Source organism: Streptomyces sp. NPDC006332, assembly GCF_040612855.1.
Classification (GTDB): domain Bacteria; phylum Actinomycetota; class Actinomycetes; order Streptomycetales; family Streptomycetaceae; genus Streptomyces.
Map to the genome: position 1 here is coordinate 12,138 of NZ_JBEXRA010000075.1, position 22,166 is coordinate 34,303.

Here is a 22,166-nt window from a genome sequence, read left to right on the forward strand (position 1 = left end):
CGCGGCGTTGTGTCCGCCGGTTCGGATGGTGTGAGCGGTGCAGGTGCTTCAAGTGCAGCTGGAGATCCGGCCCGACCCCGCGGAGGTGGCGCGGGCCCGCAGCTGGGCCCGCTCCCGCCTGGCCGGGTCCGGGATAGCGGCCGACGAGTCGCTCGCCGAGACCCTGATCCTGCTCGTGTCCGAGCTGGTCACCAACGCCGTGGTGCACACCGGCTGCCCGGCGGTGCTGCGACTCTCGCTGCCGCTCGCGGCGGCCGAGCGTGCCACGGTCCGCCTTGAGGTGGACGACCGCAGCGACCGCGCCCCGGCGCCACGCTGTGCGGACGGTGACGAGACCGGCGGCCGGGGCCTCGCCCTCGTGGACGGGCTCGCCGACCGCTGGGGCTGGCTCCCCGAGGGGGCGGGCAAGCGCATCTGGTGCGAGCTCGACCGGTACGCGAAGTCCCGGTCCGCCGCGACGACCTGCGCCGGCGACACGTCGGCGTACGAGGGGCTGGCGTACGAGGCGGTGTGAGACGCGCGGACGTGCGAGGTGCGCGGCCGCGGGACGTGCGGTGGTGCGCGGCCGCGGGGCGTCCGGCGGTGCGCGGTCGTGGAATGTGCGGTGCACGGACGCAGAATGCGCTGTCGTCCTTGATCGGCGCTGCATCCGTGCGCCGGGATGTGCTTCCGTGCGCGCCCACGGCAAACAGTACATACGTAATAAATCCCCGAACGGGTGTTGACGCCACGTGTCCGTTTGATCACGCTTGTGGTCAGCGATTCGCCGCGAGGGGACGCCGAGGGCTCCGGTGACGGGGGCCCTCGACGAGTGTGGGTCGCGATTCGGCGTCGGTTCCCTCAGGGCCGGGAGAACCGGGGCGGGTACGCCGGAGGCGGATGGCGGTGCGCGATGCCGTGCTCGGGGCGGGTGTCGCGCACCGCCACCCGACGGTCGGGCGGGTCGGCGGTCGTCACAGGATCGCGACGGGCGCCACCGGGGTCCCCGTGGCGCCGACGAAGGGTTCGGGCATCGCCGAGAGCAGGAACGCGTACCGGCCCTCTTGTCCACAGACTGTGGACAACTCTTCCAGGTTCCAGTTCTGGCCCTGCAGCATCCCCATCTCCACCAGGTCGAGCGCGTGGACGGGCAGCCACAGATCCTCGATCTCGGGCGGGAACACCTCGAAGGTGAGGGTGTCGTTCGCGACCGCGGCGACATCGCGTGCGTGGAACCACTCGGGCGTACGGATCGACAGGCCCGGAGACGGATAGCCGTACGCCTCCCGGCCGCCCGTCAGGTACACCTGCACCTGCCCGGTCCGTACCAGCACGATGTCACCCGCACGCACCCGCGTACCGGCGAGTTCCTCGGCGGCGTCGAGGTCCTCGGGGGTGACGGCGTGCGCACCGTCCAGGCGGTCCCTGCCGTGCGCCCGGGCCACGTCGAGCAGTACCCCGCGCGAGACGATGTGCCGTGCCTTGTCGATCCCGCTGAACTCGGCCCCGCCGTGCGCGGTGATGGTGTCGGCCGGGCGGCCGTTGTAGAGCCGGCCCGAGTGCGAGACGTGGGTGAGCGCGTCCCAGTGGGTGGCCGCCTGGAGTCCCATGGTCACCGCGTCGTCGCTGCACGCCACCGTTCCCGGACCGAAGATCTCCTGGTTGATCTGCACCATGGCGTGAAGGGGGTTGACCCGGCCGGGGATCAGTCCGGTCTGTACGCCGTCGTGACGCAGGGGGAGCGCGAGCGGGACGCGGTGGCCCGTGCGGACCTCCGCCGCCGCTCGGCGCACCACCTCGTCGGTGATCAGGTTGAGGGTGCCGATCTCGTCGTCCGGCCCCCAACGGCCCCAGTTGTTCACGCGCTTGGCGATGTCGTGGAACGCGGGATGGAGCGCGGGCTGTGACATCCGTCCTCCCCGGGGCTTGTCTCCGGTCGGCCTGCCGGGGAAAAATCTAACGGACCGTCAGAAACCGCGGGAAGGGGCCGGCATGGGGAACTTCTTGGCAGGCAAAGTGGTCGCCGTGACCGGTGCAGGACGGGGGATCGGCCGGGCGGTGGCGCTGGCCGCGGCGGCGGAGGGCGCGCGGGTCGTCGTCAACGACTACGGCGTCGCCATGGACGGCGGCTCGCCGACGAGCGAGGTCGCCCAGTCGGTGGTCAAGGAGATCGAGGCGGCGGGCGGCGAGGCGGTCGCCGTGGCCGACGACATCTCCACGATGGCCGGCGGACAGCGGGTGGTCGATGTGGCGTTGGCCTCGTACGGACGGCTCGACGGGGTCGTGTGTGTCGCCGGAATCCTGCGCGAGCGGATGCTGTTCAACATGGCCGAGGAGGAGTGGGATCCCGTCGTGGCGACCCACCTCAAGGGCACGTTCACCCTGTTCCGGGCGGCGTCGGCGGTGATGCGGCGACAGAAGTCGGGCACCCTCATCGGCTTCACCAGCGGGAACCACCAGGGCTCGGTGTCACAGGCCAACTACAGCGCGGCGAAGGGCGGGATCATCTCGCTGGTCCGCAGCGCGGCCCTGGGGCTGCACAAGTACGGGGTGACCGCCAACGCGGTGGCCCCGGTGGCCCGTACCCGGATGTCGGCGAACGTCCCCATGGAACTCACGGAGATCGGCGAACCCGAGGACGTCGCCGCGATGGTGGTCTACCTGCTCTCGGAGAAGGCGCGGGAGCAGGGGATCACCGGCCAGGTGTACACGATCGCCGGACCCAAGATCGCGGTCTGGGCCCAGCCGAGAGAGCTGCGGGCGGCGTACGCGGACGGCTCCTGGACGCCGGAGCGGATCGCGGACTTCCTGCCGGGGACGGTGGGCGTGGACCCGATGCCGCTGCTGGAACGGGTGGCGGGCATGGAGCGGGCGGCACGGGAGGGCAGCCGACCGAACGCCTAGCCGTACCCCCCTGTCCACCGGCTCCGGCAACCTCCCAGGAAGGCGTACCCATGGACTTCGCATTCAGCTCGCAGGACGATGCCTTCCGCGCCGAGGCGAGGGCATGGCTCGCAGCCCACGCCGACGGCACGCAGGACCGCCGTACCTGGGAACGCGTCCTCGGCAAAGCCGGCTGGATAGGGCTCGGCTGGTCCCAGGAGGGCTACGGCAACCGCACCGCCACCCTCACCCAACAGGTCGCCTGGGCCGAGGAGTACGCCCGCTCGCCCGCGCCCCCTCGCTCCGGACACATCGGCGAGAACCTCCTCGCCCCCACCCTCCTCGCGCACGGCACCGAGGAACAGAAGGCCCGCTTCCTGCCCCCGATCGCCGCGGGCGACGAACTCTGGTGCCAGGGCTACAGCGAACCCGGCGCCGGTTCGGACCTGGCCGGTGTGCGCACCGCGGCCGTCCGCGAACCGGACGGGACCCACTACCGGATCACCGGCCAGAAGATCTGGACCTCGCTCGCCCATGAGGCCGACTGGTGCTTCGTGCTCGCCCGTACCGAGCCCGGCTCCCGGCGCCACCACGGGCTGACGTTCCTGCTCGTGCCCATGGACCAGCCGGGTCGCATCGAGGTCCGGCCGATCCGGCAGCTGACCGGCACGAGCGAGTTCAACGAGGTGTACTTCGACGGGGCACGCGCGCGGGCGGAGCATGTCGTCGGCGCGGAGGGCGACGGCTGGCGGGTCGCGATGGGACTGCTCGGCTTCGAACGCGGGGTTTCGACACTCGCCCAGCAGGTCGGCTTCGCCCAGGAGTTGGGCCGGGTCGTCCGGACGGCGGTGGCCACCGGCGCGGTGCACGACCCCGTCATACGGGAGCGACTGGTGCGCCAGTGGGCCGAGTTGCGCGTGATGCGCTGGAACGCCCTGCGCACGCTGGGCGGTTCGGCCGACGCGGGAGCGTCGAGCGTGGCCAAGCTGCTGTGGGCCGGCTGGCACCAGCGGCTGGGGGAGCTGGCGATGCGGGTGCGGGGCGCGGCGGCCGCCGTGGGCCCGGTGGAGTGGTCGGCCGCGGCGCCGTACGAACTGGACGCGTCGCAGCACCTGTTCCTGTTCTCCCGGGCCGACACGATCTACGGCGGCTCGGACCAGATCCAGCGCACGATCATCGCCGAGCGGGTGCTCGGCCTGCCGCGGGAACCCAGGGGCCGACAGGGGGCTGTCTGATGCGAGGCGTGGTGTTCGACGGGAAGCGGGTCGAGGTCGTGGACGATCTCGTCGTACGGGATCCGGGGCCGGGTGAGGTGCAGGTGGCCGTCTCGGCGGCGGGGCTGTGTCACAGCGACCTGTCCGTGGTGGACGGGACCATACCGTTCCCCCATCCTGTGGTGCTCGGCCATGAGGGGGCGGGCGTGGTGGCGGCGGTGGGTGCCGGGGTCACCCATGTGCGCCCCGGCGATCACGTGGCCCTGTCCACGCTCGCCAACTGCGGTACCTGCGCGGAGTGCGACCGGGGACGGCCGACGATGTGCCGGCAGGCGATCGGGCGGCCGGGGCAGCCGTTCGCGCGGAACGGGCAGCCGGTGTTCCAGTTCGCCGCCAACTCCGCCTTCGCGGAACGGACCGTGGTGAAGGCCGTGCAGGCGGTCCGAATCCCCGAGGACATCCCGATGCCGTCCGCCGCGCTCATCGGGTGCGGGGTGCTGACCGGCGTCGGCGCCGTGCTCAACCGGGCGAAGGTGGACCGCGGGGACAGTGTGCTGGTGATCGGCACGGGCGGGGTCGGGCTGAACGTTCTGCAAGGAGCGCGGGTCGCGGGCGCGCTGCGGATCGTCGCCGTGGACGCCAACCCGGCGAAGGAGGAGATGGCCCGGCGGTTCGGCGCGACACACTTCCTGACCTCGACGGACGAGGTGCGGGGGGTGCTGCCGACGGGCGCCGACCACGCCTTCGAGTGCGTGGGCCGGCCCGAGTTGATCCGGGCGGCGATCGACTCGCTGGACCGGCACGGGCAGGCGGTCCTGCTCGGCGTCCCGCCGGCCACGACTCAGGCGTCCTTCCTCGTCTCGTCGCTGTTCCTGGACAAGTCGATCCTGGGCTGCCGCTACGGATCGTCCCGTCCGCAGCGGGACATCGCCCTGTACGCCGAGCTGTACCGGGAGGGCCGGCTGCTCCTCGACGAACTGGTGACCAGGACGTATCCGGTCGAGGACTTCGAGAAGGCGGTGGCGGACGCGGAGGCGGGGCGGGTGGCCCGCGGGGTGCTGACGTTCTGAACGCGAGGGGTCCTTCAGGGCGGGGGTGAAGGCGCGGTACCGGAGCCGTTCAGCGCGGGGCGCCGCTCACGTCCCCGGCGGATCCGTCGACCTCGACCTCGGCCGTGGCACCGCAGGCTCTGTCCACGCCGGACCGGAAGGTGCGGCGGTAAGCGGTCGGTGTGACCCCGAGAGCCGCCTGAAGGTGCTGCCGCATCGACTGGGCCGTGCCGAAGCCGGAGTCGCGGGCCACCAGGTCCACGGACAGATCGGTGGCCTCCAGCAGGTGCCGGGCCCGCTCCACCCGCTGCTGGGTGAGCCACTGGCCGGGGCTGACGCCGACCTCCTCGCGGAAACGGCGGGTGAAGGTGCGTACCGACATGGCCTCCTGCTCGGCCATGTCCCGCAGCTGGACCGGCTCGTGCAGGCGGCCCAGCGCCCAGGCGCGGGCGGTCCTCGTGGACGCCAGCTGCGGGTCGGGCACGGGCCGCTGGATGTACTGCGCCTGCCCGCCGTCGCGGTGCGGCGGTACGACCGTACGGCGGGCCACGTCGTTGGCGACCGCCGTGCCGTGATCGCGGCGCACCATGTGCAGGCACAGGTCGAGCCCGGCCGCCACGCCCGCCGACGTCAGGACGTCGCCGTCGTCGACGAACAGGACGTCCGCGTCTACCTCGATCCGCGGGAACAACCGCTGGAAGTGCTCCGCGTGGGACCAGTGCGTGGCGGCCCGGCGGCCGTCCAGGTGACCGGCGGCGGCCAGGACGTATCCGCCGGTGCAGATGGCCGCGAGCCGGGTGCCGGGCCGGATGTGGTCGAGGGCGGCGGCCAGTTCGTCGGTCAGTACGCCCTCGTCGAACACCGGGCCGAGTTCGTACGACGCCGGGATGACGACCGTGTCGGCGGTGGCGAGGGCCTCCGGTCCGTGCGCGACCTGGACGGCGAAGTCGGCGTCGGTCTGCACCGGGCCCGGCGGACGGACCGAGCAGGTGACGATCTCGTACAGCGGCCGGCGCTCGGTGTCCCTGGGGGAGCCGAAGATGCGGTGCGGGATGCCCAGTTCGAAGGGGAGCAGGCCGTCGAGGGCGAGGACGACGACGCGGTGGCGGCGGAACTCCGGCTCACGACTGGTAGGCATGGCCCGATCCTAACGAATGCTGTCCCTCGGGCCACTCGTTTGCGGCCGCTCAGGAATGGAAGCTCTATCCCGTGACCCACACATCCGAGGCCGCAGCAGCCGCAGAGACCATCCCGCCGGTCAGAAAGCCCCGCATCCATCGCGCGTGGTTCGTCGCCGCCGTCACCTTCGTGACGATCATCGGCGCCGCCGCCTTCCGTTCGCTCCCCGGCCTGCTCATCGATCCGCTGCACGCGGAGTACGGCTGGTCGCGGGGCACCATCGGCGCCGCGGTCTCGGTCAACCTCGCGCTGTACGGGCTGACCGCCCCCTTCGCCGCCGCGCTCATGGACCGCTTCGGCATCCGGCGGGTGGTCGCGGTCGCGCTGACCGTGATCGCGCTCGGCTCGGGCCTGACGGTGTGGATGACGGCGGCCTGGCAACTGATGCTGTGCTGGGGCCTGTTGGTCGGCCTGGGCTCCGGTTCGATGGCGCTGGCCTTCGCCGCGACGGTCACCAACCGCTGGTTCACCGAGCGGCGCGGACTGGTCACCGGCATCCTCACCGCCGCCTCGGCCTCCGGCCAGCTGATCTTCCTGCCGGTGCTGTCCTGGATGGTGGAGACCCACGACTGGCGCCCGGCGGCCGTGACGGTGGCCCTGGCCGCCCTCGCGGTGGTCCCCTTCGTCTGGCTGCTGCTGCGCGACCACCCGGCCGACGTGGGCCAGAAGCCGTACGGTGCCGAGGAGTTCGTACCGAAGCCCGCGCCGGTCCCGGGCGCCGCCCGGCGCGCGGTCACCGTGCTCTTCGAGGCCGCCCGGACCGGCCCGTTCTGGTTGCTGGCCGGCACCTTCGCGATCTGCGGCGCCTCCACCAACGGCCTGATCCAGACCCACTTCGTGCCCGCCGCCCACGACGCGCACATGCCCGCCACGACAGCGGCCTCACTGCTCGCGGTCATCGGCGTGTTCGACGTCGTCGGCACGATCGCCTCGGGCTGGTTCACCGACCGCTACGACGCGCGCCGGCTGCTGGCGGTGTACTACGCGCTGCGCGGCATCTCCCTGCTGTTCCTGCCGATGCTGCTGGTGTCGTCCCGGGTTCATCCGCCGATGCTGTTCTTCATCGTCTTCTACGGCCTCGACTGGGTCGCCACCGTCCCGCCCACCGTGGCGCTGTGCCGGGAGCACTACGGCGAGGACAGCGCGATCGTCTTCGGCTGGGTACTGGCCTCCCACCAGGTCGGCGCCGCGCTGGTGGCCTTCCTCGGCGGTGTCGCGCGGGACGTCTTCGGCGAGTACGACATGGTCTGGTACGCGGCGGGCGCGCTGTGCGCGGTGGCGACGCTGATGGCGCTGGTGATCCGGCGCAGTCCGACGGCCACGGCGGTGCCGGTGCGGGACCTCGCGGGCACCGCGTAGGGCTGTTGCGAGAGTCCCGTCGTCCGCCGGCCCTAGAGGAAACGCCCCTTGTGGAACAGGAGGGGCCTCGCGTCCTCGTCGTCGCCCGTGCCCAGCGCGTCGACCCGGCCCACGACGATGAGGTGATCGCCCCCGGTGTGCACGGCGTGGATCGTGCAGTCGATCCAGGCGAGCGTGCCGGTGAGGCGGGGGGAGCCGGAGGCGGGGGCCGGGGTGTGGTCGACGCCCGCGAACTTGTCGGCGCCGCGCACCGCGAAGGCGCGGCACAGCTCACCCTGTCCGGCGCTCAGGACGTTCACGCAGAAGACCCCGGCGCGGGCGATGCGCGGCCAGGTCGTCGAGGTGCGGCCGACCATGAAGGCGATCAGGGGCGGGTCGAGGGAGAGGGAGGAGAAGGATTGGCAGGCGAAACCGGCGGGGGAGCCGCCGGGCTCGGTCGCGGGTGCGGTGACGACGGTCACGCCGGTCGCGAAGGTGCCCAGTACGCGACGGAACTCGGTCGGGTCGACGGGCGCTCGTTCGTTCTGCCCGACGCACCGCAACTCCGGTCGCGGCAGGGCCTCCACGGGGCGCGCGAGCGGCGCGGCGGCGGCCGACCTGAGGTAGCGGACGGCGGCTTCGGCCATCCCTGCTTGTCCCATCATGTTTGTCCCATCATGTCCCTCATTGAAGTTGACGGTACGTCAGATAGGAAGTTTCGGGGCAGGTCTAATGCCCCCGGTACTCCGGGCTCCTGCGTTCCACGAAGCCCCGCACGCCTTCCCGCGCGTCCGCCGTCGTCATGTTGATCTCCTGCGCGGCGGCCTCGGCGGCGAAGGCGGCGGCGCGGTCGGTGTCGAGGGAGGCGTTGACCAGCTGCTTGGTGAGGGCGAGGGCGCGGGTCGGGCCGGTGGCGAGACGTGCCGCCCAGTCGCGGGCCGTCCGGTCCAACTCCGCGTCCGGTACGACCCGGTTGACCAGGCCCAGACGTTCCGCGTCCGGCGCCGGGAGCGCGTCGCCGAAGAACATCAGCTCCTTGGCGCGGTGCGGGCCGAGGACGCGGGGCAGGAGGTACGCGCCGCCGCCGTCGGGGACGAGGCCCCGTCGTACGAACACCTCGATGAACCGCGCCGACTCGGCGGCGAGTACGAGGTCGCAGGCGAACGCGAGATGCGCGCCGAGGCCCGCCGCCGTGCCGTTCACCGCCGCGATCACCGGCTTCTCGCAGTCCAGGACGGCCGCGATCAGACGCTGCGCGCCGAGCCGGATCGTGCGGGCGACATCACCGGCGACCGGTTCCCCGGCGGGAGACGCGTTACGGAGGTCCGCGCCCGCGCAGAACCCGCGGCCCGTGCCGGTGATCACCACGGCCCGTACGTCCGGATCGGCCGAGGCGTCCGACAGCAGTCCGATCACGTGGTCCCGCAGCCGCGGTGTCAGGGCGTTGAGGGCTTCGGGCCGGTCGAGGGTGATGTACGAGACCTGGTCCTTGGCTTCATGCCGCAGCCCCGTCTCCTGAGTGTCCCCCGTCACCGGCACACCGCCAGTGCGTCCAGCGCCACCGCTCCCTGCCCCCGGGGCAGCACCATCAGCGGATTGATGTCGAGCTCCGCGAGGTCGTCCCCGAGTTCCAGGGCCATGCGCTCCACCCGCAGCACGACCTCGACCAACGCGTCGAGATCCGCCGGCGGGCGCCCCCGGACCCCGTCCAGCAGGGCCCGCCCGCGCAGTTCGGCGCACATGTCCCGGGCCTGCTCCTCGCCGAACGGCGGTACCCGGACGGCGGTGTCCCGCAGCACCTCCACCAGCACCCCGCCGAGCCCCACGGTCACCGTCGGACCGAACAGCTCGTCGTGCGTGACACCGACGACCATCTCGACGCCCCGCTCGACCATCTGGCACACCAGGACACCGTCCAGCGGCACGTCCTCGTAGCGCGCGATGTCCGTCAACTCCCGGTAGGCGTCCCGGACCTGGCTGGCCGAGGTCAGCCCGATCTTCACCAGCCCGAGCTCGGTCTTGTGGGCGATCCGCGCGCCGGACGCCTTCATCACCACCGGGTAGCCCACCAGCCCCGCCGCGCGCACGGCCGCCGCCGCGCTGGTCACCAGCTGCTCGCGCGGCACCCGGATGCCGTAGGCCCGCAGCAGTTGCTTCGCGGCGTGTTCGCTCAGCTGCTGGCCCGGCCGCATCAGGGCGCGCGCCTTGCGGAAGGAGGGCGACACGGTGCGGGCCGCGGTGTCGAAGGGGGAGCGGTAGTTGGTGGCGAACCGGTGGTGGTCGAGATGGGCGCGGACGGCCGTGATGCAGTTGGCGACCGTGCGGAAGGTGGCCACCCGGGAGGAGCCGAGCAGGACCTCCCGGTACGCCGGCTCGGTGCCGACCGGGGAGCCCCACACCACGCACACCAGCTTGTCCGTCCGCTCGGCCGCGTCCACCAGATCCTGGACGAGTCGGTCGCTGAGGGGCGGGAAGGGCCCGGTGACCGGGCAGATCAGGACGCCCACCTGTGGGTCGTCGAGGATCGCGTCGATGATCTTCCGGCCGCGCCAGTCGCCGACCGGGTGGCCGCCGTTGTCGACCGGGTTGGCCACGCTCAGGTACTCGGGTATCCACTGGTGCAGCTCGGCCTGTTTGGCCGCCGACAGCTCCGGCAGTCTCAGGCCCGCCTCGGTGGCCAGGTCGGCGAAGTGGGCGCCGGTGCCGCCCGAGATCGAGTAGACGACCACCCCGTCGGCGGCCGGCGGTCTGGCGCGGGCCAACAGGGCCGCCGTGTCCTGGAGTTCGTCCAGACCGTCGACCCGGATCACCCCGTACTGCCGCATCGCCGCGTCCACCACCGCGTCGGCGCCGGTCAGTTTGCCGGTGTGGGAGGCGGCCGTGCGGGCGCCGGTCTCGGTGCGGCCCACCTTGACCGCGACCACGGGCACCCCGCGCCGGGCGGCCCGGTCGGCGGCGAGCAGGAAGGAACGGCCGTCCTTGAGCCCCTCGACGTAGCAGGCGATGGCGCCCACCTCGGGCCGCTCGGCGAAGTAGGAGAGGAAGTCCGCGGTCTCCAGGTCGGCCTCGTTGCCGGTGGGCGCCCAGTGGGAGAGGCGGACGCCGAGTTCCTGGAGGGCGAAGACGGGGCGGCCCTGGTGGCCGGACTGGGTGATCAGGGCGATGGCCGGTCCGTCCAGGTCGTCCCGGAACTCCTCGAAGGCGTTCAGGTTGGTGTTGGGGCCGAGCAGCCGCATCCCGGACCGTTCCACGGCAGCGGTCAGCCGGGCCTGGGCGGCCGCTCCCGCCTCGCCCGTCTCCGCGAACCCGGACGCGAAGACGACCGCGAACCTCACCTTGGTCTCCGCCAGTTCCTCGATCACGGGAAGGGGGTCGGAGACCAGCAGCACGGCGAGATCGACCTGCTCGGGCAGGTCGGCGATGGAGGGGCAGCAGGGGATGCCGAAGACGGACGGACGGGTGGGATGCACCGGATGCAGTCGGGCCCCGACCCGCTCGGACCAGGCGAGCAGTTGCCGGGTGACCCCGGTGTTCGGCCGGCCCTCGGTGTCCGAGGCGCCGATCACGGCGACGGACTCCGGTCGGAAGAAGCGGTCCAGATCGGGGACGGCGGCGTACAACGGCCGGCCGCTGACGTCGAGGTCGTCCACCTCGGCGGGCCGCCCGTGCACGGCGGGCCCGGGGCGCTCGCCGCAAGCGACGACCCGGGCCCGGCGGGAGTCGGTGGTGAAGGTGCCGTGGGTTGATCCAAGCATCGGTCCCCGCTCCTGAGTGACTGGCAAGTAACTGACGCACTGTCAGATTACAGACCTGATGGGATGTCAGGAATGGGCCTGCACGCAAAGGATGACCGGCTTTCCCGCGAGGTCTCCCCGGCGGGGGCTTCTCGGTGCGGGATGCCGGCGGACCGGCGAAGGACTCCCCACGACGCGTCTACGACGCCTACAGCGCGGCCACCACCTCCTTCGCCACCCGCTCGCCCGACCGCACCGCACCGTCCATGAAGCCCATCCAGTAGGTGGACGTCTCCGTCCCGGCCCAGTGGATCCCGCCGACGGGCGCGCGCAGGGCGGGGCCGTACTGGGTCAGGACGCCCGGCCCGGCGATGGAGACGGGGCCGCCGCGGGTGTAGGCCTCGTTGTTCCAGCGTTGCAGGACGAAGGAGGTGGGGGAGGCCGCTTTCTCGCCGAAGTACGTCACGTAGTCCTTCAGTACGGCCGCCCGGACCTCCGCCTCGCTCGCCGCGTCCAGCTTCCGGGCCTCGTCGGCCTCGATGAAGCCCATCAAAGCGCCGTACGAGGCGTCGGGCGGGGAGTTGTCGAAGGTGGAGCTGACCACGCCGGTGTCGCTGACGACCTGGCCGTTGAGTCCGTCGGCCCGCCAGAAGGGGGTGTCGTAGATCGCGATCGCCTTGCCCACCGAGGCCATCGGCAGGCGCTGGGTGAGCTGGTCCCGGGCGGCGGGGAGGAGGGGGGTGTACGAGATGCGGGCGGCGAGGGGCGGCGGCAGGGCGACGACGACCTTCTTGGCGTTGACGGTGATGCCGTCGGCCGACACCACGTAGCCGCCGCCGGACCGGGCGATCGTGCGCACCGGGGCGTTGAGCACCACCCGGTCGCCGAGCGTGGCGGCGAGTTTGATCGGCACCAGCTGGGATCCGCCGACGAAGCGCAGCTCCTGGGCGCCGCCCGCGGTCTCGGTGAGGCGCTCCAGGGTGCCGGTGGTCGACTCGTTGCCGGCGGCGGCGATGTAGAAGAGGACGAATAAAAGGGAGAGTTCCCGGGGTTCGGCCGAGAAGATCGACGTACAGGCCACGTCCAGGAGGAACTTGGCGGACGGGATGACGGCGTTGGCGCGCAGCCAGCTCTCGAAGGTCTGCCGGTCCCACTCCTCGGCCTTCGCGGCGGTCCAGGGCGCGTTCACCGGGATCTGCTTGGCCATGTCGTCGAGCGAGGCCTGCACGATCGCCGCGTTGGCGAGGCCGGCCGCGTCGATCGGCGGGACCGAGCCGAGCAGTCCGTCGGTGGCGTAGGCGGTCTTCTTGCCGTCCTTGTTGAGCAGGTTCTTGCCGGTGTTGTAGGTGGGGAAGGTGGCCACTCCCAGGGAGTCGGCGAGCGCCTTGATGCGGTCCTGGGTGGGACCGATGAACTCGCCGCCGCCCTCGGTGACCTGGCCGTTGCCCAGCGGCAGGTTCACCACCCGGCCGCCGACCCGGTCGCGGGCCTCCAGGACGAGCACGGTCTTGCCGGCGGCGACCAGGTCCCGGGCCGCGGTGAGCCCGGCGAGGCCGCCGCCGACGACGGCGACGTCCACGCTGCGGGTGGCCGCGGCGGCCGTGCTAGCGGCGGTGGCGGTGAGGGCCGCGGCGCCCGCCGCCGCTGCGGCGCCGCCGAGCAGGGAGCGCCGGGAGAGCGGGGAGAGTTGGGTGCGCGGGGAGTGCTGGGGCTGGGGTGAGTGCTGTCTTTCGCGTGCCACGTGCGTCGTCCTCCGTCGTAGCGAGAGGTGGGGGTGGAGCCGGAAAGATGAACAGTGCTCGAAAGATGAACAGTGCTCACATTCTGGCCCCGTGCGGTGGCGGCGTACAGCTCTCCGGTCACATCCGACCCGGAAGTAACAGGAGTTGTACGTAGGAGAGTTGGGGGTGTCTACGCCGGATGCGCAGTCGGTGAGCCGTCGGACGCGTCTCAGGCGGGCAGCCGGGAGGCCTGGTGGACGGTGTCCCCGGCGATGCTCTTCGCGATCTTCTCGGCGTCGATGGCCAGCTCGCGGAACGTGCCGCTGATCGGGGTGACGAACCCGGTGAAGTACAGGCCGGACGCGTTCTTCGGGGATCGGGCGCCGTTGACGACCGGGTTGCCGTCGGCGCCGAGGACGTCGAGGTGACCGACGAGTTCCTCCAGGGCGCGGTCGTAGCCGGTGGCCGCGATCACGGCGTCCGGGCGCACCCGGGTGCCGTCGGCGAGCACCGCCTCGCCGTCCTCGAAGCCCTCTACGGCGGCCACGATCTCGACCCGGCCCTTGCGCACCGCGTCGATCAGACCGACGTCCTGTACGGGGATCGCGCCCGCCCTGGCCCGGCTGTAGAGGCCGGTGTCGGGACGGGGCAACCCGTGCGCCGTCAGGTCGGGGACGCTCACCTTGGCCAGCACCGCGCTGAGCCGGTCGACGAGCCCGACCGGCAGCCGGCGCACCGCGATCCCGCTGTACTGCGCGGCCCAGCCGGCCGTCGAACGGCGCACGATGTGCGGGACGGTGCGCACGGACAGCCGCACCCGTGAGGCACCGCCCTCCACCAGGTCGACGGCGATCTCGGCACCGGTGTTGCCGACGCCGACGACCAGGACGTCACGTCCGGTGAAGCGCTTCGGGTCACGGTAGTCGCCGGCGTGCAGGAACGTGCCCGTGTAGGTGTCGCGGCCCGGCCAGTCAGGAACCCGGGGCGTGTGGTTGTAGCCGGTCGCGACGACCACCGCCGCGCCGGTCAGCTCACGTCCGCCGGTGGCGTGCAGCAGCCAGCCGGTGCCGTCGGGCGAGCGCTCCACCCGGGAGACCTCGACCCCGGTGACGATCTCCAACTCGTGGACCTCGGCGTACTTCTCCAGATACCGCACCACGTCGTCCCGGGCGACCCAGCGCCCGAACCGGCGCGGCATCGGCAGCCCGGGCAGGGCCGACAGCCGCCGGGTGGTGTGCAGGTGCAGCCGGTCGTAGTGGCGCCGCCAGGAATCCCCGACCCGGTCGGACCTCTCCAGTACGACGGCACGGATGCCCCGGGCGCGCAGGGCGTACGCGGTGGCGAGGCCGCCGGGGCCGCCGCCGATGACGTAGACGGGGCGTTGCTCCGGGTGGGGTGGTGCGGGGGCGGTCGCGTCGGTCGTCGCGGCGGTCTTGGCGTCGCCCGCGTCGGTCGTCGCGTCGGTCGTCGCGGGGTCCGTCACCGGGTTTGTCGCTGAGGTCGGCGCGTCGTGCGTCGGCTCCGTGGGGCTCGCGGAGGCTGGGGAGTCGGCCATGAGCGCGAGCGTAATCCTGGGCGCGATTGATGGGTCTCGGTCAAGACCGGAATTGGTTGCGGATTCATCACGGCTGTAGGAGGAGTGGGTGGGGCTCGTGGCGTAGGGCGGCTGGTTGTGTGGGGGTTGGGGTCCCTCCATGAGAATGTCGGAGGCGGACCGGACGCGGAAGAACGACTACAGGTGCGCCCGGCATCGCCGTGGGGGCGGGGCTCAGCCGTGGTGCCCGATGGCGCACTCCTTCTCCGTCAGCGGACGCGCGTCGCCGGCCACCCTCCTGCACACGACACGCGACTTCGAGGCCCCGTCCTTGGTGCGCCAGACCTCCTCCAGGACGATGCTGTGGCCCTTCCTGCCGCCGTAGAGCGGGGCGTCGGTGAAGTCGATCGTGCCCGTGGCCATGCCCTGAAGCTTGACCGTTCTGAGGTTCACCCAGGTCGCAGCGCGGCTCTGCGGGACGCCGTCGCGGGAGGCCGCCCAGTACAGCGCACGCGTGGCGTCGTGGGACAGGGCTGTCTGGCCGCTGGCGAAGGCGGGCGTGTCGTAGCTGACGGGCTGCCCGCCGAGTCCCGGGAGGTACTTCCGGGCGTCCTCGTAGAACCTCGTCCCGGAGGCCGCCTCCCGCAGCTCGGCGAGCGCGGCGTGATACAGCGTCACGTTCGGGGCCACCGCGTCCTCGCCCTGGGAGAAGTCGGCCTTGGAGAGGTCGTCGCCCGTGATGACGGACATCTTCTTGCGCGCGCAGCCGGGTTCCGTGCCGAGCTGGGTCATCAGGGGATCGACGTCCTCGACCCGGCCCGCGAAGTAGATCACGGACGGAACGCGGTCGCCGCGGCAGATCTCCTCGGTGTGCAGACGGAACTCGGGCTTGCCGCCGTTGAGGGTGTAGCGGCGCTCGGGCAGGGGCGTGAAGCCGTGGTCGGCGAGCATCGCACCGCCGTAGCGCGCCTGTTCGGTGGTGTAGCGGTCGTCGGTCTTCTTGGTGTCGCGGGCCAGCACGAGGGCGTACTGCGTTCTGCCGGGCGTGCGCAACTGCTGTGCGATAAGGCCGAGTTGGGCGGACTGCCATTCGTCCGTGGCGGCCAGGCTGAACCAGTTGGAGAAGTCGCGCGGCAAGTAGGTCGCGGAGTTCGTCCCGGACACGACGGGCAGCCCGGCGTTCCTGAGCTTGCGCGTCGTCTCCGTACTGGACTTCAGGTCCCGTCCGGTGCCGACGACCCCCACCACCGTCGGGTCCTTCGCCGCGTAGGCGGCCACGGCGTCGGCCATGTCGGCCTGGTGGTGCAGATCCACACCCCCGTTGGCGACCAGGACGCGCAGCTTCACCGTGAAGGTGTCGTTGATCACGGCCTGCGCCAGGTACACGCCCGCCAGTTCCTCGAGCCCCTTCACCGGCGAGGACCCACCGTCGGGGTCGGCGCTGAGCGGGCCCGCGTACACCACGGTGACATAGCGGTCCGCGTGCTTGGCGAGGACCTCGTCGTTCTGGTCGGCGATACGCCCTTCCAGCTCGCCGACGGACCAGGGCGACCCGCGCCCGTCGGACAGCGCCTTGGCGCCGGGGTCCCCGGCGTCGTGCGGCAGCCAGTCGGAGAAGCGCACGTCACCCGTCGCGATCCCGATGCACTCGGTGCCGCCGTCCGGCGCGGGTCTGCGCTCAGTGTCGCGATTCGCGGTCAGCAGGGACGCCGAGCAGTACTCGTCGGAGAGTCTCCCGGTGCGCCAGGCGGCGGTCGCGACGGTCAGGACCAGCACCAGGGCGAGCGTGTGCAGGGCCCACACCACGCGGGCGACGGTGGGCCGGGTGGCGGCCTTCACGCAGTGCCGCTGGCGGTCCGGGAGCGGTCTCAGTTCGTCCTGAGGGAGCGGGATCTTCAACACCCAGGGCAGGACCGCTCGTTCGCGGCTCGGCGACTGCTCCGCGCGTAGATTCCGCGCCCACTCGTCGTACCAGCCCCGCAACCGGGCCTGGAACCCCTGGTCGGGACCGCCGGCGTGCACCCCTTGGACGACGCTGCGTTCCAGCCGGCGTACGTCGTCGGCGCGTACCGCCGCGACCAGCAGCAGCGGGTCCAGTTCGCTACGGCGGCTGCGTACGTCGCTGACGGCCTTGATCAGCTCAAGGCCGCCGTTGTCCGTGCCGGCCTGCGGAACGAACAGCATGGGCGGCCGCAGGCGTTTGAATCCGCGCAGGTCCCAGCTCCGGCGACGGTGGTTGTCCCGCAGGTCCTCGAACAGGGCCAGTACGTAGAGCTGGAGCTGGAACTCGTGGCCCGCCTTCAGCGCCTCCGCCACGTCGTACGCACGCGCGGCGATCGCCTTCCAGGAGCGGACCGGTCGTAACAGGGACACCTCGGTGGGGCGGTCCTGGGCGGCCGCCCTGAGGAAGGTCGTGGTCATGAACCAGCGGCTCTCCCGGCGCAGCCACAGGAAGATCGGCGCGCGCCCGGGCAGTACGTAGTTGAGTACCGCCAGCAGCAGCAGGAAGCCGACGCCGGACGCCACGGCCATGTACCAGTCGCTGCGGGCGAGGAGCGCGGCAAGGACCGTCACCAGGCTGGCCGGGAGGATGTGCGCCATGTCGAACATGGGCAGCCCGGAGTGCCAGCGGGCGGTCCCCGAGGGACGCCACCGCTGTTTGGCCAGCTGGTTCAGCAGGGCCTGCGCGGGATCGTGCCCGGTCTCCGGCGGCGCGGACCCGGCGGCAGGGCCGGGCCAGTCGGCCCCCAGAGCACCGACCGCGTCCTCGATGGCGTGCACGAGCCGAACCCGGGGGAAGGCGTACCGCCGGTAGATCGAGTGCCGGCCGCCCCATTGCCTGGGGTCGCCGAGATCCCGTACGAGGTGCGCGGCCCGGAGGACCTCCGTGGGGCCCTCCTGTGCCGTCGGCGCGACCGCGCAGCGGGTCCCGTGCGTGTTCTGCCCGTTGTGCAGTTCGCCGACGAGCCCGGTGACCTGGCTGTCCTCGGCTGCCTCCGCGGAGTGCAGGACCACGACAGGCATCGGTGGCTCACTGGTCCGGAAGTCACCGATGAGCGTCTCCAGCTGCCGCTGAACCTCGATCCCGCCCTCGGTCGACATCCCGGGATGATCCGCCGAGCAGGTCGGCAGTCTGTCACGATCCCCGTTGCGCACGTCCGTCCCCCGTTCACTTCGCCCACCGGCAAGCTCAATTGACTTCCTGTGGGACAGAAGTGCTTTCCCTCGTACCTCCGTGCACTAAACGAACCCGGGAGCGACGAAACGACAACGGGACGGACTCAGGGCACGTCAGCGGAGCTCCTGCGTCTGTGTCCGCGTCTGTGGATTTCTGGGTGTCCAGTCGGATCGCACGCGCTCAGTGCTTGGCGTTCTCCGGCACCTTGATCTGGCTCTCGCCCCAGCTCATCCGGGTGGTCGCCGTGTAGTTCACCGTCGTGCCCGCGTCGAGGCCCGCCTGCCGGGCCCTGGCCGACGGTTCGACCAGCACGAGCTGCTCGCAGAGCATCTCGCCGGTGGACGGGTCCACGACCAGCCGCTGCTCCACGCTCCCCAGCGGTGTCGCCTGCGTGCCGGGGAACGCGACACCGACGCCCTCGCGGCCCAGCGGATCGGTGACGTGCCCCAGCCCTCGGACGCCGGGCTGTTCCGCCATCACCCGGTAGGCGGCCGCCCGGACAGCGGGCTTCACCGGCATTGTGATGAGGTCGGCCGCGAGGCGCAGCACGTAGGCCGTGCGGTCCTTGGTCTCGGCACCGCTGTCCTGCCCGTACCGGCGCTCCAGCTCCCGGCGCAACTCGCCGCTGTCGGAGGGAAGTTCACGCAGGTCCTGGTAGGTGACGTTCTGCGGGCCGAGGGCGTAGATCTTGTCGTCGGCGTCCGTGCGCACGACCGTCGGCCGTCGGGGTCCCATCGTGTACCCGAGGGTGCCGCCCTCCTCGTTCCCCCTGACCTCGGCCTCCACCGTCGCGGGTGAGCCGGCGGCCCGCCAGCGTGCCTCGTCCTGCTGGGTGCGGGGGGCGGTCACGGCGTCCAGACCGAGGACCATCAGGCTCCGGGTTTCCGGGCGCACACCCACCGACCACTTCGAGGTCCCCGTGTCCCGCACGGCGAAGAGCTGCCCCTTGCCTCCGGCCGCGCCGACGACGTTCACGTCCTCCGAGCGCGTGGTGGTCTGCCAGTACGTTCCTTCGGCGGTCGAGGTCTCGGCCTTCTTCGCCGCACTGAGCAGTTCGAGACGGCCGTCGACGCGGAGGTCACCCTGGCCGTCCGACGTCGCCGCACCCGGCCCCGCAGCAGCGGAGGAGGACCGCGGGTCGGCGCCCGGGCGCACACCCAGGGGATCCCCGTCGAGCGTGCTCACGACCACCGCGGACGCCGCGACGGCCGCGAGGGCCGCCATGGTCCCGAACGGCCGGATCCCGCTCCGGAGGCGCCCCGGCACCCGGGAGCGCGCCGCGCGGGTGTCCGTCGCTCCGGCCAGGATGCGGGCCAGGTCCGCACGCTGCCGCGGGGAGTCCGCCAGCCTGGACGGGTCCAGTTCGTCGGGCCGGGCGCCCGCGAGCACCTTCATGACGTCGGGCCGCCGGGACCGTCCGTGGGTGTTCTTCATGCGAGTGCTCCTTTGTGGTCAGGTGTGCTGCGATCAGTGCGGCGCGGCGTCCGTGCGAGTGGGGGTGCGAAGTCCGCCGTCCGCGCCGGTCTCGGCCTCTGCGCGGGTATCGGCTTCCGCGCCGGTGTCGGCTTCTGTACGGGTGCCGGGTCTGCCGGGTCCGCCGGGTACGTCGGCTCCAGGGCCTTCTCCAGACGGCGGCGGGCCCGGTGCAGCCGGACGGTCAGTGTCGCGGTGGTGCAGCCCAGGACCCGGGCGGCCTGCTTGGCGCTCAGCCCGTGCCAGGCGATGAGCGTCAGCAGTTCCCGGTCGGCCTCGGACAGACTCGCCAGGGCCTGCAGCGCGGCGTCCCGATCGGTCACGTCCGCCGCGACGTCCCCGACGTCGGTCCGGGCGCCGCTGCTGATGCGCTGCGCCTCCGAGGCCGCGAGGGCGTACTGGTGGCTGTCCCGGCGGCGCAGCTCGCGCACCAGGTTGCGAGCCACTCCCAGGAGCCAGGGCAGCGCGGGTTGTGAAATGTCCCGCACCCGTCGCCAGGCCACGGTGAACGTCTCGCTGGTGATGTCCTCCCCTACCTGCCGTCCCACCAGGCTGGTGGCGTAGGCGAGGACACGCGGATAGCACTCCTCGTAGATCTCCCGGAACCGTTGGGCATGTGTCATGCGCCGTCCCCTCATATCGGCTCTCTCACCAAGCAATGCGCGCAGCGGCCCACTTCTTACAGGGGCAGCGGAAGTCGGTGATCGACCGATGAGTTCGTCCGTGTTCCGCAGTCGTACGTCATGGTTGGATCGCCGCAGCCGAGAGTGCGGCCGAAGCGCGCACCGACCGGAGCTGCTGGCAACCGGACACGAGACACCGAGGAACTGAGATGCGCACCCTGATCAGCACCGCCTTCATCTCGCTCGACGGCGTGATGGAGGCCCCGGGCGGCGAGCCCGGATACCGGAACTCCGGATGGACCTTCAAGGACGTCGAGTTCCTCCCCGAGGCGTTCGAGATCAAGGGCCGGGAGCAGACGGAGGCCACCGCGATGCTCCTGGGCCGGGTGAGCTACCAGGCGTTCAGCCCGGTGTGGCCCGACATGGAGGACTTCGCCGACTACAAGGTGATGCCGAAGTACGTCGTCTCCACCACCCTCACCGAGGACGACCTCGTGTCGAACTGGGGCGAGACCACGATCCTGCGCTCACTCGACGACGTCGCCGCGCTGAAGGAGACCGAGGGCGGCCCGATCATCGTCCACGGCAGCGCCATGCTGAACCACGCCCTGTCGGACGCAGGCCTGATCGACAGATACCACCTGCTCGTCTTCCCTCTCCTGCTCGGTGCGGGCAAGCGACTCTTCAGCGCCACCGACAAGGACACCCAGAAGCTGAAGCTCGTCGAGCACGAGGCGTACGCCAACGGACTGCAGAAGAACGTCTTCGACGTCGTCCGCTGACAAGGCGCGGGCGCACGTCCCCGCCGTCGCGTCCCGCCGTCGCGTTCCCGGACGCGGCGGCCGACACGCCACCATCTGCCTGCTTTCCTTACTCCGAGTAGTGGAAATCGTGAGACATCCGGTTCTCCCGGGGGAATCGCCATACCGGATCTCGGTGGTGACCGCCGGGCTCCCCCACGACGTAAGGAGTCTCGGTGCGCTTCACATCCAAGACGGGCGGGGCGCTCGGCGCCGTAACGCTCGCCCTCGGGCTGTCCGCTCTCTCCGCCCCGGCCTACGCCGCCCCGATCGCCTGTGACGCGGCGGTCCTCGTGTCCGCCGTCAAAGCGGCCAACGCCGCGGGCGGGGGCACCATCCACCTGGCCGCGAACTGCGTCTACACCCTCCACGGGAGCATTCCCGGCCAGGTCAGGGGAGCGAACGGGCTGCCGGTGATCCGCGAGCGCATCACGATCAAGGGCGACAACTCCGTCATCGAACGCTCCAGCGCGCCAGGCACCCCCGAATTCCGCATCGCCGAGGTCGGCGGCACCAAGGGCGACCTCACCCTCAACGGCGTCACCCTGCGCAACGGCAATCTGGCCGGCGGCGGCGAGGGCGGTGCCGTCTACGTCAACGACCACCGCGTCCTGACCGTCAAGTCCAGCATCCTCACCAACAACACGGCCGCGACGGGCGGCGGCGCCATCCGCAACAACGGCACCGCCACCATCACCGGCAGCATCGTCAGCGACAACCACGCCCGAGCCGGCGGCGGCATCTACGCCTACGGCGACACCACCACCATCGTCTCCAGCACCGTGTCGGGCAACGAAGCCGTGTTCGGCGGCGGCATCGGCAACGAGATCAGCAAACTGACCCTCCGGTCGAGCGATGTGCGGGACAACAGCGCCAGCTCCCAAGGAGGCGGCATCATCAACCTGGCCAACGCCACCCTGGCCGTGGAGAACAGTCAGATCCGTGACAACTCCGGCGGCGCCTTCGGAGGTGGCGTCAGCAACTTCGGCAAGGTGACCATGAGCGGCAGCTCCGTGCGCGGCAACAGCGCCGCCGACGCCGGCGGGATCGCCAACAGCGGCACCCTCGACGTCAACTCCTCCCGTATCGACGGCAACAGGGCCGACTCCTGGGGCGGTGGGCTGTCCAACTACGCCGGCACGGCGACTCTCACCGGCACGTCCGTGACGGGCAACAGCGCGGTCGAGGCGGGCGGCATCTACGAGTACTCCGGCATGGTCGCCCTGGTGAGCAGCCCCGTGACGACCAACACGCCCAACAACTGCCGACCCGAGGTGACCCTCCCCGGCTGCACCGACTAGGGCCTGTCGTTTGGATCAGGTCGCAGGAAACTGACGCTGGTCGATGCCGGTGAGCGGGGTCTGGTGCGTGCAGCTGCAAGGCGGAGGAGGGCGTCGACGCGGAGCGTCGGCAACCGACGACAACGCGGCAGATGTGCGTGCCAGACCCCGCGTCTGCGGC

At 71.6% G+C, this 22,166-nt stretch carries 17 protein-coding genes; 7 read left to right on the forward strand and 10 right to left on the reverse strand.

From position 1 onward, the window contains the following. Positions 1 to 37 precede the first annotated feature (37 nt). Positions 38 to 514 (forward strand): ATP-binding protein, encoded by a 477-nt coding sequence (locus ABZ027_RS39270; RefSeq protein ID WP_356777165.1) that lies wholly within the window; start codon positions 38 to 40, stop codon positions 512 to 514. Between the two features lie 439 nt (positions 515 to 953). On the opposite strand, the gene ABZ027_RS39275 is transcribed toward ABZ027_RS39270, so the two are convergent. Further along, on the reverse strand, positions 954 to 1,889 hold the full coding sequence (locus ABZ027_RS39275; protein ID WP_356777167.1) for a cyclase family protein: 936 nt from the start codon (positions 1,887 to 1,889) through the stop codon (positions 954 to 956). Positions 1,890 to 1,971: 82 nt separating this feature from the next. Here ABZ027_RS39275 and ABZ027_RS39280 point away from each other — a divergent pair, with 82 nt between their 5' ends. From ABZ027_RS39280 to ABZ027_RS39290, 3 genes are read left to right on the forward strand one after another with little or no spacing between them, the layout of a single operon-like run. Next, entirely contained in the window at positions 1,972 to 2,883 is a 912-nt protein-coding gene (locus ABZ027_RS39280; RefSeq protein WP_356777169.1) for an SDR family NAD(P)-dependent oxidoreductase, read from the forward strand. 50 nt (positions 2,884 to 2,933) lie between these two features. Beyond that, positions 2,934 to 4,097: an acyl-CoA dehydrogenase family protein gene (locus tag ABZ027_RS39285; RefSeq protein WP_356777171.1), complete on the forward strand. Its 1,164-nt coding sequence runs from the start codon at positions 2,934 to 2,936 to the stop codon at positions 4,095 to 4,097. Further along, a complete protein-coding gene (locus tag ABZ027_RS39290; RefSeq protein WP_356777173.1) occupies positions 4,097 to 5,146 on the forward strand; it encodes a Zn-dependent alcohol dehydrogenase in 1,050 nt (349 codons plus the stop codon). Before ABZ027_RS39285 ends, ABZ027_RS39290 begins: the two co-directional genes overlap by 1 nt. 49 nt (positions 5,147 to 5,195) lie before the next feature. Here ABZ027_RS39290 and ABZ027_RS39295 read toward each other — a convergent pair whose 3' ends face one another. Continuing rightward, positions 5,196 to 6,263 carry a helix-turn-helix domain-containing protein gene (locus ABZ027_RS39295; protein ID WP_356777175.1) on the reverse strand — a complete coding sequence of 356 codons (1,068 nt, stop codon included), beginning with the start codon at positions 6,261 to 6,263 and terminating at the stop codon, positions 5,196 to 5,198. A gap of 71 nt (positions 6,264 to 6,334) precedes the next feature. Here ABZ027_RS39295 and ABZ027_RS39300 point away from each other — a divergent pair, with 71 nt between their 5' ends. Continuing rightward, on the forward strand, positions 6,335 to 7,663 hold the full coding sequence (locus ABZ027_RS39300) for an MFS transporter (RefSeq protein ID WP_356777177.1): 1,329 nt from the start codon (positions 6,335 to 6,337) through the stop codon (positions 7,661 to 7,663). A gap of 32 nt (positions 7,664 to 7,695) precedes the next feature. On the opposite strand, the gene ABZ027_RS39305 is transcribed toward ABZ027_RS39300, so the two are convergent. The 8 genes from ABZ027_RS39305 to ABZ027_RS39340 form a co-directional block, all read right to left on the reverse strand. Then, on the reverse strand, positions 7,696 to 8,304 hold the full coding sequence (locus tag ABZ027_RS39305) for a flavin reductase family protein (RefSeq protein ID WP_356777197.1): 609 nt from the start codon (positions 8,302 to 8,304) through the stop codon (positions 7,696 to 7,698). Positions 8,305 to 8,371: 67 nt separating this feature from the next. After that, positions 8,372 to 9,175, reverse strand: a complete 804-nt coding sequence (locus tag ABZ027_RS39310; protein ID WP_356777179.1) for an enoyl-CoA hydratase-related protein — start codon at positions 9,173 to 9,175, stop codon at positions 8,372 to 8,374. Next, positions 9,172 to 11,397: an acetate--CoA ligase family protein gene (locus ABZ027_RS39315; RefSeq protein ID WP_356777181.1), complete on the reverse strand. Its 2,226-nt coding sequence runs from the start codon at positions 11,395 to 11,397 to the stop codon at positions 9,172 to 9,174. Before ABZ027_RS39315 ends, ABZ027_RS39310 begins: the two co-directional genes overlap by 4 nt. A gap of 187 nt (positions 11,398 to 11,584) precedes the next feature. Next, the gene (locus ABZ027_RS39320; protein WP_356777183.1) at positions 11,585 to 13,117 is read right to left on the reverse strand and encodes a flavin monoamine oxidase family protein; all 1,533 of its coding nucleotides are present in this window, start codon (positions 13,115 to 13,117) and stop codon (positions 11,585 to 11,587) included. Positions 13,118 to 13,326: 209 nt separating this feature from the next. Then, positions 13,327 to 14,652: an NAD(P)/FAD-dependent oxidoreductase gene (locus ABZ027_RS39325; RefSeq protein WP_356777185.1), complete on the reverse strand. Its 1,326-nt coding sequence runs from the start codon at positions 14,650 to 14,652 to the stop codon at positions 13,327 to 13,329. A 213-nt stretch (positions 14,653 to 14,865) separates the two neighbouring features. Next, positions 14,866 to 17,733: an ABC transporter substrate-binding protein gene (locus tag ABZ027_RS39330; protein WP_356777187.1), complete on the reverse strand. Its 2,868-nt coding sequence runs from the start codon at positions 17,731 to 17,733 to the stop codon at positions 14,866 to 14,868. A 256-nt stretch (positions 17,734 to 17,989) separates the two neighbouring features. Next, positions 17,990 to 19,243 carry a CU044_5270 family protein gene (locus ABZ027_RS39335; protein WP_356777189.1) on the reverse strand — a complete coding sequence of 418 codons (1,254 nt, stop codon included), beginning with the start codon at positions 19,241 to 19,243 and terminating at the stop codon, positions 17,990 to 17,992. After that, positions 19,240 to 19,905, reverse strand: a complete 666-nt coding sequence (locus ABZ027_RS39340; RefSeq protein WP_356777191.1) for a sigma-70 family RNA polymerase sigma factor — start codon at positions 19,903 to 19,905, stop codon at positions 19,240 to 19,242. Before ABZ027_RS39340 ends, ABZ027_RS39335 begins: the two co-directional genes overlap by 4 nt. A gap of 209 nt (positions 19,906 to 20,114) precedes the next feature. Between ABZ027_RS39340 and ABZ027_RS39345 the strand changes: the two genes are divergently transcribed. Together ABZ027_RS39345 and ABZ027_RS39350 are read left to right on the forward strand one after the other, a co-directional pair. Then, the gene (locus tag ABZ027_RS39345; protein WP_356777193.1) at positions 20,115 to 20,687 is read left to right on the forward strand and encodes a dihydrofolate reductase family protein; all 573 of its coding nucleotides are present in this window, start codon (positions 20,115 to 20,117) and stop codon (positions 20,685 to 20,687) included. 194 nt (positions 20,688 to 20,881) lie between these two features. After that, on the forward strand, positions 20,882 to 22,006 hold the full coding sequence (locus tag ABZ027_RS39350) for a right-handed parallel beta-helix repeat-containing protein (protein ID WP_356777195.1): 1,125 nt from the start codon (positions 20,882 to 20,884) through the stop codon (positions 22,004 to 22,006). Positions 22,007 to 22,166 lie beyond the last annotated feature (160 nt).